General features: G+C 66.7%; 12 protein-coding genes. 7 read left to right on the top strand and 5 right to left on the bottom strand.

All coding sequences use genetic code 11. The annotated features are described in order from the left end of the window. Nucleotides 1-19: 19 nt before the first annotated feature. Entirely contained in the window at nt 20-805 is a 786-nt protein-coding gene (locus ASE70_RS11890; RefSeq protein WP_056505046.1) for an SDR family NAD(P)-dependent oxidoreductase, read from the bottom strand. Nucleotides 806-957: 152 nt separating this feature from the next. Continuing rightward, the gene (locus ASE70_RS11895) at nt 958-1626 is read right to left on the bottom strand and encodes an HAD-IA family hydrolase (RefSeq protein ID WP_056505080.1); all 669 of its coding nucleotides are present in this window, start codon (nt 1624-1626) and stop codon (nt 958-960) included. A 62-nt stretch (nt 1627-1688) separates the two neighbouring features. Here ASE70_RS11895 and glmU point away from each other — a divergent pair, with 62 nt between their 5' ends. Together glmU and glmS are read left to right on the top strand one after the other, a co-directional pair. Further along, a complete protein-coding gene (gene glmU / locus ASE70_RS11900; protein ID WP_056505049.1) occupies nt 1689-3053 on the top strand; it encodes a bifunctional UDP-N-acetylglucosamine diphosphorylase/glucosamine-1-phosphate N-acetyltransferase GlmU in 1365 nt (454 codons plus the stop codon). Nucleotides 3054-3072: 19 nt separating this feature from the next. Continuing rightward, entirely contained in the window at nt 3073-4896 is a 1824-nt protein-coding gene (gene glmS / locus ASE70_RS11905) for a glutamine--fructose-6-phosphate transaminase (isomerizing) (protein ID WP_056505052.1), read from the top strand. A 157-nt stretch (nt 4897-5053) separates the two neighbouring features. On the opposite strand, the gene ASE70_RS11910 is transcribed toward glmS, so the two are convergent. Next, the gene (locus ASE70_RS11910) at nt 5054-5938 is read right to left on the bottom strand and encodes a glycosyltransferase family 2 protein (protein WP_056505054.1); all 885 of its coding nucleotides are present in this window, start codon (nt 5936-5938) and stop codon (nt 5054-5056) included. A gap of 7 nt (nt 5939-5945) precedes the next feature. After that, complete coding sequence (locus ASE70_RS11915; RefSeq protein WP_056505057.1) at nt 5946-6968, bottom strand: polysaccharide pyruvyl transferase family protein; 1023 nt, start codon at nt 6966-6968, stop codon at nt 5946-5948. Between the two features lie 344 nt (nt 6969-7312). Here ASE70_RS11915 and ASE70_RS11920 point away from each other — a divergent pair, with 344 nt between their 5' ends. Further along, nucleotides 7313-8581, top strand: a complete 1269-nt coding sequence (locus ASE70_RS11920) for a PQQ-dependent sugar dehydrogenase (RefSeq protein ID WP_056505060.1) — start codon at nt 7313-7315, stop codon at nt 8579-8581. A 213-nt stretch (nt 8582-8794) separates the two neighbouring features. Here the strand turns inward: ASE70_RS11920 and ASE70_RS11925 are convergent, their stop codons facing one another. After that, nucleotides 8795-9550, bottom strand: a complete 756-nt coding sequence (locus ASE70_RS11925) for a DeoR/GlpR family DNA-binding transcription regulator (RefSeq protein ID WP_056505082.1) — start codon at nt 9548-9550, stop codon at nt 8795-8797. A gap of 205 nt (nt 9551-9755) precedes the next feature. On the opposite strand from ASE70_RS11925, the gene ASE70_RS11930 reads away from it, so the two are divergent. From ASE70_RS11930 to ASE70_RS11945, 4 genes are all read left to right on the top strand, one after another. Further along, complete coding sequence (locus ASE70_RS11930) at nt 9756-12569, top strand: TonB-dependent receptor (protein WP_056505061.1); 2814 nt, start codon at nt 9756-9758, stop codon at nt 12567-12569. A gap of 215 nt (nt 12570-12784) precedes the next feature. Further along, nucleotides 12785-13948 carry a histidine-type phosphatase gene (locus ASE70_RS11935; RefSeq protein WP_056505064.1) on the top strand — a complete coding sequence of 388 codons (1164 nt, stop codon included), beginning with the start codon at nt 12785-12787 and terminating at the stop codon, nt 13946-13948. A 13-nt stretch (nt 13949-13961) separates the two neighbouring features. Beyond that, entirely contained in the window at nt 13962-14486 is a 525-nt protein-coding gene (locus ASE70_RS11940; protein ID WP_056505067.1) for a gamma carbonic anhydrase family protein, read from the top strand. Then, nucleotides 14483-14773, top strand: coding sequence for a YdeI/OmpD-associated family protein (locus ASE70_RS11945; RefSeq protein ID WP_056505070.1), 291 nt, complete (start codon nt 14483-14485; stop codon nt 14771-14773). Before ASE70_RS11940 ends, ASE70_RS11945 begins: the two co-directional genes overlap by 4 nt. Nucleotides 14774-14960: the final 187 nt, after the last annotated feature.

Genomic DNA, 14960 nt, shown 5'->3' on the forward strand with positions numbered 1-14960 from the left:
CCCCGTACCGGGGAGGAGTTTAGTTGTGATACCGGTCCGCCACCTTGTCGCGCGACGCGTTCGGCGCGATCTTCGCCTCGGCCGCCTCCAGCGCGTCCCAATCCGCCACATCGGGCAGCGACGGGATGCACACCGGCTCCCCCAGTTCCAGTCCGCGCAGCGATGCGACGACCAGATCGTCGGCCTCCATCACCCGTTCGGGCGGGAAGTCGTCGACGCTGTGGCCGGCGACATGGTGGAAATCGGTCGCGGTGACACCGGGGATGAGCAGCTGGACGCGGATATTGCCGTCCTTCGTCTCGACCTGCATCGTGCGGGTGTAATAAGCGACATAGGCCTTGGTCGCGCCATAGCCGGCATAGCCCGGCAATTTGGTGAACAGCGTGCCCGATCCGACGTTGATGATCGTGCCCTGACCGGTCCGCTTCATCCCCGCCATCGCCGCATCGGCCAGCCGGCTGAACGCGACGACGTTCAGGAGCAGCATGTCGGTCAAATCGTCGCGGTCGCCCTCACCCACCTTGCCGAACGCGGCGAAGCCGGCATTGTTGACGAACAGCGCGACGGGATCGCCCGCCTCCAGCCGTTCCTCGACCACGTCCAGATCGTCGGGGTCGGCAAGGTCGGCGACGATCACCTCGATATCGATGCCGTGTTCGGCGGAAAGCTGTTCGGCAAGGTCGCGCAACCGGTCCTCGCGCCGCGCGACGATGACGAGGTCGTGGCCGGTACGCGCCAGATGATGCGCAAAGCTGAGGCCGATGCCGGACGATGCACCGGTGATGAGGGCGACGGGGCGGGTCATGGCGATTCTCCTGTGGTCGCGTTCGCAGCGTTCGGGGGCGAGGTCGGTTCCGCGGTTCCGGCCCGCTCCCCCGTCCGGTCATCCGACGGATAGGCTTTGGGTGGCCGGGCGGGGGAGCGGGCCGGAACCGCTATCCGCGCAAGCGGATCAGATCAAAGCCTCGCCAGCGTCGGGATCAGTTCGTCGAAATGATCGATCACCGCATCGGCACCAAGGTCGGCGACCGGCTGCATCATGAACCCGAACAAACAGGCGATCGACGGAATGCCGGCATTGCGCGCGGCATCGATGTCGAAATGCGAATCGCCGACGAACGCCGCTCGCCCGCCGCCGCAGCGTTCGATCATCGCATCGATCGGTGCCCGGTTCGGCTTCGACTTGCCCGGCCCCAGCGTGTCGCCGCCGAGGATGCAGCCGAATCGGTGGGTCAGGTCGAGTTCGTCGAGCAACCGCCGCGCCAGCGCCTCCAGCTTGTTGGTGACGATCGCGACCTTCGCCCCGCCCGCCTCCAGCGCGTCGAGCGCCGCCATCGCGCCGGGAAACGGTCGCGAATGCACCGCGATATGCGCTTCGTAATAGTCGAGGAGCAGCCGGTTCAGCCGGTTCAATTCGTCCTCGTCGCAGCCGCCGGTCGCCTCCATCCCCTTGCGCAGCATGTGTTTCGCGCCGCCGCCGATCATCGGGATCACCTGTTCGCGGGTCAGCGGCGGGCGTCCGGCATGGCCAAGCGCATGATTGACGGCGTCGGTCAGGTCGCCGCTGGTATCGACAAACGTCCCGTCGAGATCGAAGCCGACGATATCGAATGAAATCTTTGTCATCTGGTCCGCTTTGGCGCGCGTGATATGGAATTGGCAAGGGTCGTATGCCAAGGAGCGGCCCCATGAACGCGCAACCGATCGCCGCCGTCATCCTCGCCGCCGGGCAGGGGACGCGCATGAAATCGTCGAGGCACAAGGTGCTGCACCTGCTGGCCGGGCAACCGATGCTGTTCCACCTGCTCGACAGCCTGAACGCCGCCGGCATTTCGCGCCGGGTCGTGATCGTCGGCGCGGTCGGCGAACAGGTCGAGGCGGCAGTGGCGGGGCGCGGCGTCGAGATCGCTTGGCAGCGCGAACAGCTCGGCACCGCGCACGCCGCATTGCAGGCGCGCGAGACGCTGTCCGATCATGACGGCGTCGTCCTCGTCTGTTTCGGCGACACGCCGCTCTTGTCCGCCGACACCGTCGCGCGGCTGGCCGCCCGGCTCGACGCCGAGGACCAGCCGGCGGTCGCGGTGCTCGGCTTCCGCCCGTCGCAGGCCGCCGCGTACGGCCGGATTATCGCGGACGATGCCGGCAACATCGCCAAGATGGTCGAGTATAAGGACGCGTCGGCAGAGGAACGTGCGGTCGACCTGTGCAACAGCGGCGTGACCGCGGTGCATGCCCGCGACCTGTGGGCGTTGCTCGACCGGGTCGGCAATGCCAATGCTGCGGGTGAATATTACCTGCCCGATATCGTCATGCTGGCGATCGCCGACGGGCGCGGTGCGGTGGTGATCGAAACGGCTGCCGACGAAGTCGCCGGCATCAACAGCCGCGCCGAACTGGCGGCGGTCGAGGGCGCGTGGCAGGCGAAGCGCCGGCAACAGGCGATGGCCGATGGCGTCACGCTGGTCGCGCCCGACACCGTCTTCTTCGCACACGACACCAAACTCGGCCGCGACGTGACGATCGAGCCGAACGTCGTGTTCGGCCCCGGCGTGACCATCGCCGACGATGTGACGATCAACGCCTTCAGCCATTTGGAGGGTGCGACGGTCGCATCGAAGGCGGACGTCGGCCCCTATGCCCGGCTGCGCCCCGGCGCGGTGCTGGGCGAGGGGAGCCGCGTCGGCAATTTCGTCGAGGTGAAGAACACGACGCTGGGCACGGGGGCCAAGGCCAACCACCTGACCTATCTGGGCGATGCGAGCGTCGGCGCGAACGTCAATATCGGCGCGGGCACCATCACCTGCAATTATGACGGTTATTTCAAATACCGGACCGAGATCGGCGAGGGTGTCTTTATCGGATCGAACAGCGCGCTGGTCGCGCCGGTGAAGATCGGCGACGGCGCGCTGGTCGCCGCCGGTTCGGTCGTGACCCGCGATGTCGAGGCCGATGCGCTGGCGCTGGTCCGGCCTGAGCGCACCGACCAGCCCGGCTGGGCCAAGCGCTTCCGCGCGCGGCAGGCGGCGGCAAAGGCCGCCAAGTCCAAGAAATAATCCCGCCGGAGAGAGCGATATGTGTGGAATTGTTGGCATCATCGGCACCGACAGCGTCGCCGACCGGCTGCTCGATGGGCTCAAGCGCCTCGAATATCGCGGCTATGACTCGGCGGGCATCGCCACCGTGGAGGGCGGCGCGATCGAGCGTCGCCGGGCGTCGGGGAAGCTCAGGAACCTCGCCACCGAACTGGCCGCGCATCCGCTGCCCGGCCATGTCGGCATCGCCCACACCCGCTGGGCGACGCATGGCGGGCCGACCACCAACAATGCCCACCCGCACGCGACCGGCGAAGTCGCGGTCGTCCACAACGGCATCATCGAAAACTTCAAGCCGCTGCGCGAGGAACTGACCGCGCGCGGCAGGGTGTTCACCAGTGAGACCGATACCGAGGTCGTCGCCCATCTGGTCAGCGAACAGGTCGAGGCCGGATTGTCCCCCGCCGATGCGGTCAAGGCGATCCTGCCGCGCCTGCACGGTGCCTTCGCGCTCGCCATCCTGTTTCGCCAGCATCCCGACCTGCTGATCGGGGCGCGCCTCGGTTCACCGCTGGTCGTCGGCTATGGCGACGACGAGGTGTATCTCGGCTCCGACGCGCTGGCGCTGGCCCCGCTGACCCAGCGTATCGCGTATCTGGAGGAGGGCGACTGGGTCGTCTGCCGCCGTGACGGCACCGAGATCTTCGATCGCGACAACAACCCCGTCGATCGCCCGGTCACGCTGTCGGGCGTCACCGGTGCGCTGATCGACAAGGGCAATCACCGCCACTTCATGCAGAAGGAGATTTACGAGCAGCCAATCGTCGTCGCGCAGACGCTGCGCGGCTATCTCCAGCGGTTCGAAGGGCGCGTATCGCTGCCCATTCCCGATTTCGACCTGTCGGGGATCAAGCGCGTTACCATCGTCGCCTGCGGCACCAGCTTCTATGCCGGCATGGTCGCCAAATACTGGTTCGAACAATTCGCCCGCGTGCCGGTCGATTTGGACGTCGCATCCGAGTTCCGCTACCGCGCGCCGGTGATGGAGGAGGGCGGCCTCGCCCTGTTCATCAGCCAGTCGGGCGAGACCGCCGACACGCTGGCGGCACTCCGCCATGCCAAGGGCGAGGGGCAGACGATCGCCGTCGTCGTCAACGTGCCGACCAGCACCATGGCGCGCGAGGCCGACCTGTTACTGCCGACCCATGCCGGACCGGAAATCGGCGTCGCCTCGACCAAGGCGTTCACCTGTCAGCTCGCCGTGCTCGCCGCATTGGCCGCGAACCTCGCCAAGGCCAAGGGGCGGCTGAGCGAGGCCGAGGAACGCAGCATCGTCCGCCACCTCGCCGAGGCTCCCGCATCGATCAACGGCGCGCTCGCCTATGACGAATCGATCGAGGCGATGGCGGGCGTCATCGCGGCGGCGCGCGACGTGCTGTATCTGGGGCGCGGCACCGATTATCCGCTGGCGCTGGAAGGGGCGCTGAAGCTGAAGGAAATCAGCTATATCCATGCCGAGGGCTATGCGGCCGGCGAGATGAAGCACGGGCCGATCGCGCTGATCGACGAACATGTACCGGTGATCGTCATCGCCCCGTCGGGGCCGCTGTTTGACAAGACCGTCAGCAACATGCAGGAAGTGCAGGCGCGCGGGGGCAAGGTCGTGCTGATCTCCGACTATGACGGCATCCAGGCGGCGGGCGAAAACTGCATCGCCACCATCACCATGCCCAAGGTCCACCCGCTGATCGCGCCGATCGTCTATGCGGTCCCGGTGCAGCTGCTGGCATACCATGTCGCGGTCGCGAAGGGGACGGACGTCGATCAGCCGCGTAATCTGGCGAAGAGCGTTACGGTGGAGTGACCCCCAAATCCTCCCCATGCTGCGCATGGGGAGGGGAACCGCCGCGAAGCGGTGGTGGAGGGGCAGGCCCCAAACGTAACGTTGGCGTGCGCCGCCTCACCCCTCCACCAGCCTGCGGCTGGTCCCCCTCCCCACGATGTGGGGAGGATTTACAGGATCACCCCTTGTGGCGGAAATACGCCGCGAAGCCGCGCACCTGATGCTTCAGCTTCAACAAATCGCGGTTCTTGATCAGGTCGTGCTGCGATTTGCCCAGCACGTCGCGCAGCGCGGCGCGCACGCTTTCGACCATCCAGCTGCGCACCCGCTTCTGCCCCAGATGCTTGGCGAACAGCGCGCCATTGCCGAAGCCATAGCCGCGATACATCTTGCGCGCCGCATCCAGCCCGCGCCGGCCGTGATAATGATCCACGCGGAACGTCGGATCGTACAGGATCGGAATGCCCAGATCCTGCGCACGCACCAGATAATCGGTGTCGTCGGACCCGACGAACGCCGCACCCGCGCCGAAGCGTTCGTCGAACTTGCCGATCCGCTGCGCAACCGCGCGCTGCATCGTGAAGTTCGCGCCGATGATGAAGCCGCTCGGCATCGCCGTCGGTCCCAGTTCGGCGGGATTGGCGGCGCGCTTGGTCGTGAACGGAATGTCGCGCGGATCGCCTAAGCCGACCATGCCGCCGCGGATCACCTCGCGCGCATCGCTGGCATAGGCGGCACGGACGTGTTCGAAATAATCGGGTTCCAGCGTGCAGTCGTCGTCGGTCATGACGATGATCCGCCCGCGCGCCGCGGCCAGCCCGGCATTGCGCGCGCACGACAGCCCGCGGCGTTCCTCGACCACGATCCGCACCGGCACCGCCTGCTGCGCGGCCCAGTGTTCCATCACCTGTTGCGTATCGTCGGTCGACCCGTTGTTGACGAGGACGACCTCGACCGATTGCTGCGCGCGCCCGACGGCGATGCCCAGCGCGTCGAGCGCCAGCGGCAGCTGTGCGGCACGGTTCAGCGTGCAGATGATGACACTGAATTCCGGGTCGGTCATGGCGTCCTCAGTTTCCGACTTGGTTCAGCAGGTCGACGGCCTGCGGTGCCGAGGTCGCCTGACGCGCGATGCCCAGGCCCTTGGTCCATGCATCGGCATAGCGGCCGATCTTGCCGTAGGAATTGTCAAGATAGACATGCGGGATGTCGAGCAGCGTGCACATGATGTGACCATGCAGCCGGTCGGTGATGACCTTGCGCCCGTCGCTCAAGACACGGGCACCGCGATCGAACCGCTGGTTGGCGAGGTAGTTGTAGACCGAAACCTGCCGCTTGCTCTTGGTCAACGCCCCCGTCGCAATCGCGCGGGCGTTCGCGAAACGGCGCTGCCACGTCCGTGATTTGGGCGATTCCGCCCGCCAGTCGGCTTCGCGCGCATTCGGGATGCTCTGCAACAGGGTGGCGTCGAGGTTCACCTTTTCCTTGTCGGTGCGCAGCAGCATGACGACGTCGTGGGTCGGCGTCGCCGGGCGCGGCAACAAGCCGATCCCGAACGCTGCGTCGGGAACCAGCGTCGGGGACAGGCCAAGCCGTTCCTGCGCAAAGGTGACGCTGTGACGATCACGGACCATCAGGTGAAAATCGGGGTGCGCGCCGAAGGAATCGACGCATTGCTGGATGGCCGTGTCGTCCTGAAACTGGATCGACTGCGGCGCCTGTACCAGTCGCCGATCGGTAAAGATGCGCGCCATCTTTTCGCGGAACTGCTGGTGCCGCGGCCACACGTCGCCGAAATTGCCGCCGCCATGCAGGAAGATCGGCCCGGTCGGTGCCGCGCGTCGCAACGCGGCTGCGTCGAACCGCGCGAGGCTGGCCACATAGCTGGGATCGCGACCGGTCAATTCACGCAGCACGGACAGTTCACCGAGATAGATCGCGCTGTCGCCGACATTGCCGTGATCGGGGAAGTCGATGATCGCGTAGGGATCCCCCCGGCCGACATGCTTGCCGAACTCTGTCAGCAGCAGTGCGCGCTGTGCGGCGATGACGCTTTCCGTGGAGCGCGAGGTCTCGGTACCGTGTTCGCTCATACGTCCCCCATGATGATGAGGCGCGCATGATCGGGTTCGGCCGAAGAGTCAATTGAACAACCAACCATGTTTAATCCACAAACGGGAAGTTGCGGTGGTGCGCAGGTAATTCCGCGTCGCGACCCGCGTGGTGATTTTGGGGCGGTGCAGGATTTTCATGCGCGACCGATCGCTGCTCTGCACCCGCCACGTGCAATCCTGCCCGGTTCGCGAAGCATGCGCGCCGGCGACCGCTGCGTGGCGGGTAGGAATGCCACCGTACCCAACGCGTATCTTTTCGTTGCTGACGGACCCCATGCGCCGGCGCTGCGGTTGTCGCGGCGATGACAGTCTGGGGATGTGCGATGAAGGTCCGCAATATCGGCGCGGTGGCGTTGGCGTTGGTGTCGAATGCAGCGATGGCGCAGACGCCGCAAAAGGCCATTCCGGGCCTCAGGGAAACCGACCCGCCCTATGCGACCGAATCGGTGGTCCGTCATCCGGTCACCGTCGGTTGGCCTGACGGCCGCACTCCGACCGCCCCGCGCGGGTGGCAGGTGGTGAAGTTCGCCGGCGGCCTCGATTATCCGCGGCAGGCGTTGTTGCTGCCCAATGGCGACGTGCTGGTTTCCGAAGCGCGCACCTTGCCCAAGCTGGACGCCGATCCCGAGGTCGCGCGCGGACAGGCGCTGTCGAAGACCACGGGCTACAGCGCCAACCGCATCACCCTGCTGCGCGATGCGAATCGCGACGGCATCGCCGAACAACGTTTCGTGCTGCGCGAGGGGCTGAACCAGCCGTTCGGGATGCAATATGTCGGCGGGCGGCTCTATGTCGCCAATACCGATGCGGTGGTCAGCTTTCCCTATCAACTGGGCAGCACCAGCATCACCGCGCCCCCACGCACCCATGTCACGCTGCCGGCGGGCGGGTACAACAACCACTGGACCCGCAATCTGCTGGCCAGCCCCGACGGGCGCACGCTGTATGTCTCGGTCGGGTCGGCATCGAATGTCGGCGAATATGGCATGGACGAGGAAAAGCGCCGCGCCGCGATCCTCGCCATCGACCTGTCGACCGGGCGCGAGCGGCTCTATGCATCGGGCCTGCGCAATCCGGTCGGCATGGATTTCGTCCCCGGCACATCGACCCTGTGGACCGCCGTCAACGAGCGCGACGAGATCGGCGACGACATCTCGCCCGACTATCTGGTCGGGGTGCGTGAGGGCGGCTTCTATGGCTGGCCGTACAGCTATTACGGCAAGCAGGACCCGCGCCATGCCAACGAAAAGCGCGAATTGCTGGGTACCACCTTGCTGCCCGACGTCGCGGTCGGTGCCCATGCCGCCGCCCTCGGCATCGGGTTCGCGAAACAGGGCGCACCGACCGCCTATGTCGCGCGCCACGGGTCGTGGAACCGGTCGAGCTTCAACGGGTATGACGTGCTCGCGGTCCCCTTCGCCAATGGCCGCCCGGCCGGCGATCCGCAGCCGTTCCTGACCGGCTTCGTGGCGGACGCGAAGAAGGGCACCGTCCATGGCCGCCCGGTCAGCATCCAGACGCGGGCCGACGGCGCGATCTTCGTGGTCGACGATGCGGGGGATACGGTGTGGCTGGTGCGGCGGACGGGGTGAGGGGGCATTAGGCCCCCTCGATATTCAGCGGAAAGGTTGGCGCCATCGCCCCCCTCCCTGGAAGGGAGGGGCTGGGGGTGGGTAGGCTTGCGAGGGAATGTAACGTCCGCCAACGGACCGACCCACCCCCAACCCCTCCCTTCCAGGGTGGGGAGATGTTTGATCGCTTCGTAAATGCCTGTACGCCCGCCGACGAGGAGCATGGTGAGCAGTTCACGCGACGATCCACTCGACCCCGGCCGTCGCCGCTGCATAGTCCGCGTCGCACGCCCGGTCGCTGACGATCCGGTCGACCTCGGCGAACGACGCCACCGCGACCACGCTCGCCCGGTCGAATTTCGACGCGTCGACCGCCATCGTCACCCGCCGCGACTGGCCGATCATCTGCCGGCACAATTCGCCCTCGCCGATATGATAGTCGGTGAACCCCGCGTCGCGGTCGACCGATTCGGTCGACACGATCGCCATGCCGGGCCGGAATTGCGCCAGATACGCCCGCGCCGTCGCGTCGAAGAATGCACGGTAGCGATCGTCGAGCTCGCCGCCCGCCAGATACAGCCGGTTGCCGTTGCGCCCGCCCAGTTCGGCGGCGACGCCCAGCGCGTTGGTGACGATGGTCAGGTCGCGCTTGCCCTTCAGCGCCTGCGCGATGTGGAACGCGGTCGAACTGGCGTCGAGGTAGAGCGATTCGCCGTCGGCCACCACCTGCGCCACCGCGGCGGCGATGCGTTGCTTAGGCACGGCATTGCGGTGCAGCCGCGCCTCGAACGGTCCTTCCTCGACCGACTTGGCCAGCCGCGCCCCGCCATGGATACGCTCGATCAGGCCATCGGCCTCCAGCAGCCGCAATTCGCGGCGCACGGTTTCGTCCGAGACCGCCAGCACATCGGCCAGCCCGTGGATGCCCATCGCCTCTCCCTGCGCCAGCAGGTCGAGGATTTCCTGGCGGCGGTCGCGGCGCTTCATCATGGGGTGCAGCATATCGCCCAAACCGCCGACCGCAACTGTCGATCGACCGATATCCACACAATATCATCATGATTGTTCGATTTTTTCCCAAACCGGTCGTCAGTCCGTCATGATCCTGACCATATGTAACAAATTATACGTAATCGCACGGTAGGCGCGGAGTCGAACGGGGAACAACCCCGCATCCGATCCAAAGGGGAATTCCATGTTGTCGTCTTCGACGCTGCCGGCTCGCCGGTGGCGCGCTTCCGCGCTCGCCCTGTCCAGCGCTGTCACCGCCCTCGTCATCGCCGCGCTGCTGCCCGCGACCGCGCAGGCACAGGACGTGCCCGCTGCCGAACCCGCCGATCAGCAGACCGCCAGCGAGTCGCTGACCGACGACATCGTCGTCAACGGCCGTCGGCAGCGCACCGCGCTGATCGAGGAACAGTCGGCGATTGCGACGATCGACATCGTCACGACCGGCGATGTCGCCATCCACTCGCAGACCAGCATCGCCGACCTTGCCAAGATGCTGCCCGGCGTCTCGGTCAGCCGCGATCAGGGCCGCAACCAGAGCGCAACCGGCGAAGCGCAGTTCGCGACGATCCGCGGCTTCGACACCGGTTACAACGCCTACACCCTCGATGGCCTGCGCCTGCCGCAGACCTCGGGCAGCAACCGTGCGATCTCGCTCAACCTCTTCTCGCCCTTCGCGATCGGTGGCATCGTCGTCGACAAGACGCCGGGTGCCGCGCGTGATGCCGACGCCATCGCCGGCATCATCGACCTGCGCACCCCGACCGCGTTCGACTTCGCGCAAGGCTTCACCCGCGCCCGCGTGCTGGGGCAGGTCGCCGGCCTCGCGCTCGACCGCGAGCAGGAGGCGTTCGGCGGCGCGATCGGGCTGGACACCGCGCGGCGTTTCGGCAGCGATCACCAGTTCGGTGTGTATCTCGCCGGCTATTACGAGGAACGCGGCAACGCGGCGGAATCGACCGCGGTGCAGAACGCGTACCAGCCGACCAATTTTCCGACCAGCCTCGCCACGCTGACGTCGCGCGCCAATGCCGACGCGTTGTCGGCGGATGGCGTGCAGTGGAACTTCTACAACAACAAGATCAAACGCTACGGCGCGACCGGATCACTCCACTTCCGGGGCGAGGCGATCGATCTGTTCGGGCGCGTGAACTACGCGACCTATCTGAACACCAACACGATGAACCAGACCGCGCTTCGCAACGAAGTGAACGGGACGCAGTCGCGCAGCAACCCGGTACGGACGTTGCCCGACGGCAGCACGACCCGCAACTACAACGCCACCGGCATCTACAATCCCGAGGGCGTGAACCCGGCAAGCTACTTCCGTACCGAAGACATCGAACAGGAACTGTTCTCGGCACAGGTCGGGGCGAAGGCGCACTGGAACGGCTTCGCCGCCGCATTGGAAGGGGCCTATGCCGATGGCCGCTTCGATCAGCCGACCCGCATCGAGGCGGCGTTCCGTGGACAGGCGTATAACGGAGCGGCGGGCAACACCGGGACGGCAGTCGAAGGCGTTCGCGTCGACCTGTCCAACCCCCGGTCGCCACGCCCGATCCTGTCGGACGGTGCGACCAGCTATGTGTCGTCGCTCGATCGTCCGACCCAGCTTTATGTCCAGCGCGGCTACGACTATCTGACCGAAACCAAAAAGACGCTGAAGGGCAGCATCGGCTGGACCGGCGACAGCGTGCTGTCCTCGGTCGAGGTCGGCGGGCTGTACGAGGATTCGGACCGCACCGGGCGCAGCCTGGCACCCGACAATACCCGCTACCGCTTCCGCACCGTGTTGCAGAGCGGCACCGTGCAGGGGCCGTCGATCAACCAGTATCTCGGCTACGTCCTCACGGACTTCCTCGATTATTATCCGGCCCGCCCGATCAAGGTGCTGTCGCGTGCGCAGCTCGATGCGCAGGTCCGTGATTATGTGCCGCTGATCACCGTGTCGCAGACGACGCTGAATCAGGGGCTGCTGGATGGCCATGAACAGCGCAAGGCGCTGTACGGCACCGCGACGCTGAAGCTCGGCAGTCTCGAAGTGATGCCGGGTATCCGATACGAGGATAACGGTTTTCGTGCCCGCTACTTCCTCAGCGACGTGGGCGGTGCCCGCTTCATCAATGCCGGGCGGGACTACGACCATCTCGACCCCAGCCTGTTGGCAGCGTGGAAGCCCAGCGACCGGATCACCGTGCGTGCCGCCGCGCGGTCGAGCTATGCGCGCCCGTCCTTCGACCTGATCGCCGGTCCGACCCGGATCAGCGAGGCGAACAGCCAGGGCGTGGTCACGATCACCCAGCCCAATCCGGACCTGAAGCCGATACAGGCATGGAGCTACGACGCGGGTATCGATTTCTATGCCGGGGTCGGCCGCTATTTCCAGCTTGCCGCCTATTATAAGGATCTGCGCAACTTCGTCGTCACCACCGCATCGCGCAGCGCGAGCGAAAGGACCGGCAACATCGAATACATCCGCCCGATCAACGGCGGCGGCGGCAAGGCGAAGGGGGTCGAGGCATCGGGCCGCTTCACCGTCGGCGACATGGTCGACAGCAGCTTCCTCGGCAATTTCGGCGTGGGCGGGAACATCACCTACCAGCAGACCGAGGCGAGCTATGTCATCCCGCTGAACGGCGTGCGCACCACCCGCACCAGCGCGCTGCCGCAGGCACCGGACCTGATCTACAATGCCGAGGTCTTCTATGCCGGCGGCGGGTTCCGCACGAACCTGTGGTACAATTACACCGGCCGCATCCTTGCGGCGGTGCAGGACAGCCAGCCCGACATCTATGTCCAGCCGGTCGGCGAACTGAACTTCGGTGCGGCCTATGAAGTCACCGACAATCTCGAAATCGGCGTGTCGGCGCGCAACCTGCTCGACCAGCACACCTATTGGGCGACGGTGGGCAAGGGCGAGACCTATATCTCGAACGACCGCAACGGCGGCTATCTGAAGACCGGCCGAGTGTTCCAGTTCAGCCTGACGATGAAGATGTGAGCGGACGGGCGGTGACTTCCGGGTCGCCGCCAACCATCAACCTCATCCGAGTGAAGGCTACCCTGCCGCCGGCGGCCCCAGCTGCCGGGGCGACGGGCAGGATACTTAGCGTACCCCCGCGCAGGCGTGGGTCCAGAGCCACGAGCGAAACCGCTTGCCGCCCTGGACCCCCGCCTGCGCGGGGGTACGGACCTATCGAACCATCAGGACCGACCATGCGCCTCCCACTGCTTCTCGCTGCTGCGTTCACCTTCGCGTCTCCGGCTGCGGCCCGAGACCAACTCGACCGCGTCGTCGTGCTGATGCGCCACGGCGTTCGCGCTCCGATCGTCGGCGAAGCGCCTGCCGATACCAAGGTCGACGGCGAATGGCCCGCATGGCCGGTCGCGCCGGAATTTCTCACCCCCCACGGCGCGGCGGCGATCGCGCAACTCGCCCGCTACGACCGCCGCTGGCTGTCCGCCAAAGCCTGCCCGACCCGCGGCAGCGTCCGCATCCGGACCAACACTGCTGAACGCACCATCGCCACCGGCCGCGCCTATGCCGACGCGCTCGCCCCCGGCTGCACGCTGCCGGTCGGCCATAATCCGGCCGGACAGGTCGACCCGCTGTTCGAACCGATCCGTGCCGGCGCCACCGCGTTCGACGCGGGCAAGGCGGTGGCAGCGATCAACGCTTATACCGGCGGCGTCGACGCGCTGACCGCCCGTCATGCCGATGCGATCCGCGCCCTCGATCGCGTGCTGGGTTGCGGTCTGCCCACCGGCTGCTCGACCCCGGGACCGGCGACGCTGACGCTGAGCCGTGACGGACGCGGTATCGACTTTACCGGGCCGATCCGCGCGACGTCGGGCACCGCGCAGGTGATCCTGCTGCAATATGCCGAGGGGATGCCGATGGCACAGGTCGGTTTCGGTCGCGCCGATGCCGCGACGATCCGCCGGATCGGTACGCTCCACGCCGCGCTGTTCGACGTCTTCACCCGCTCGCCCTACATGGCCGCGCACCAGGCGGGACCGGTCGGCGCGCACATGCTCGCCACCCTGACCGCCGCCAAGGCACCGCGTCTCGAAATGCTGGTCGGCCATGACACCAACGTCACCGCGCTCGGCGCGGCGCTCGGCGTCGATCTCGACGCGCCGGGTTTCGCGCGGGGCGACGTCGCCCCCGGCGGCGCGCTGGTGCTGAAGCGGTGGCGTGGGCGCAAGGGACCCTATGTCACCATTTCCTACCGCGCGCAGCCGCTGGAGGCGATCCGCTCGGGCGCGGCGACAGTGGTCGAAACCCCGCTTGCCATCCCCGGCTGCGCGATGCGCTGCCCGCTCGACCGGTTCGACAGACTGCTGCGCGCAAGCCTCGCCCCGGTCGTGGCGGGGTGATAGCATCGGCGCCATGCCTTGCTACGCGCTCGCCGATGCCGTCCCCGATCTGAGCCCCGACTGCTGGGTCGCGCCGTCCGCCGATGTGATCGGCGCGGTGCGGCTGGGGGCGGGGGCCAGCATCTGGTTCGGCGCGGTGGTGCGTGCCGACAATGGTGCGATCGTCATCGGTGACCGCAGCAACGTACAGGATGGCGCGGTCCTGCACAGCGACCCGAACGCGCCGCTGACGCTGGGGCAGGACTGCACGATCGGCCACCGCGCGGTACTGCACGGCTGCACCATCGGCGACCGCGTCCTGATCGGCATGGGCGCGACGGTGCTGAACCATGCGGTGATCGCCGACGACTGCGTGGTCGGGGCCGGTGCGCTGGTCACCGAGGGGAAGAGCTTTCCACCGAACAGCCTGATCGTCGGTGCCCCCGCGCGGGCGGTCCGGACGTTGACCGACGAACAGCTGGCCGGACTGAAAGCGTCGGCGGCGGTCTATGTCGAGAAGGCGCGGCGGTATCGTCACGACCTGCGTCCGATCGCATGAAGCCCGGCACGGTCCACACCGTCCCCGACGATCTCGCCGCCACCCTGACCGCCGGCGCAGCGATCGAGCCGCTCTGGGATGCGCTGACCCCGCTCGGCCGTAACGAGTTTCTGTGCTGGATCGAGGATGCGAAGCAACCGGCCACCCGTCAGCGCCGCATCGCCCGCACGATCGCCGAACTGGTCGAAGGCAAGAAACGCCCCTGTTGCTGGCCCGGCTGCATCCACCGCACCGACAAGGCTCCCGGCCGCTGGCAACAGGCGGTGCTGATCGACGGGAAGGCGTGATCCGGCCATCACCTTACCCTTGGGCTTGATCGAACCGCAGGCGAACGCCGTGCGCTTGAACCCAAGGCCACCGTACCCCCCGCGCAGGTGGGGACTGTTTACACGAGGCGCGTTTTGGATTCTTCTGTGTTCCTTTGATTTGGGACGGGGAGGATAGGATGCGTTGTCCAGCGTGCGAGGGGACCGA

Source organism: Sphingomonas sp. Leaf22 (assembly GCF_001421715.1).
Classification (GTDB): Bacteria; Pseudomonadota; Alphaproteobacteria; order Sphingomonadales; family Sphingomonadaceae; genus Sphingomonas.